General features: G+C 62.3%; 1 protein-coding gene and 2 rRNA genes. All 3 read left to right on the top strand.

Annotated features, from left to right (window positions below):
* A 23S ribosomal RNA gene (locus BLQ50_RS14435) occupies window positions 1-114 on the top strand; the annotation flags it as partial.
* Window positions 115-198: 84 nt separating this feature from the next.
* A 5S ribosomal RNA gene (gene rrf, locus BLQ50_RS14430) occupies window positions 199-315 on the top strand.
* Window positions 316-581: 266 nt separating this feature from the next.
* On the top strand, window positions 582-825 hold a 244-nt coding region (locus tag BLQ50_RS18865; RefSeq protein WP_217629178.1), incomplete at its 3' end, for a hypothetical protein.

The following is an 825-nucleotide window of genomic DNA, read 5'->3' as shown; positions in this document are numbered from 1 at the left end:
GGGATTTATCCCGAGAGGCTCCCAGCAGACCACTGGGTAGATAGGCCGGATGTGGAAGAAGGGACGAAAGACCTTCGGAGCTGACCGGTACTAATAAGCCGATAACTTGATAACACTCAAATTTTGTGTGCTACGCGTCCACTGTGCGGTTCTTAGGGTACGGCCGTGTCTTATCCGGTCTGTATAACCTAATAGAGTTACGGCAGTCATAGCGTGGGGGAAACGCCCGGTCCCATTCCGAACCCGGAAGCTAAGCCCCACTGCGCCGATGGTACTGCACGGGAGACTGTGTGGGAGAGTAGGTCGCTGCCGGACAACCATTCACGAAGGCCCACCCCTCAAAAGGTGGGCTTTCGTCGTTTGTTCACCAGCAGGTCCATCCAGGCTGTCCACGAACGGGCCGTGCATGCTGCGCGGGCCGGTGTGGGCCATGCCACGGATGATGAGCACCCGTCTCAGTGGTGCGATGATAGTCATGCAGGTTCAACTTGAAGAGGGAGTACACGTGAGCGACGACCAAGACCGTCCGGGCACGAGCCGAGGCCGCGACGGCGGTAACGCTGGAGGCAACGCTCGACGCGGTGGCAGCGACGCAGGACGTGGAAACTCAGGAGCTGGCCGGCGCGACGGTGCTTCCGGCGCCGGTCGTCCCGACCGCGGTTCGAGCGACCGCCCCTACGGTGACCGTCCGGCGTACGGCCGTGACGATCGTTCCAGTGCGCCTCGCTCGTCCGCTCCCCGTGATGACCGTGGTCCGCGTCGGGATGACCGTCCCTACGGTGAGCGTCCCGCGTTCAACCGCGACGATCGTTCTTCTGCGCCTCG

This window comes from Sanguibacter gelidistatuariae, from assembly GCF_900096585.1.
GTDB lineage: Bacteria > Actinomycetota > Actinomycetes > Actinomycetales > Cellulomonadaceae > Sanguibacter > Sanguibacter gelidistatuariae.
This window is presented reverse-complemented; position numbering and strand designations above follow the sequence as displayed.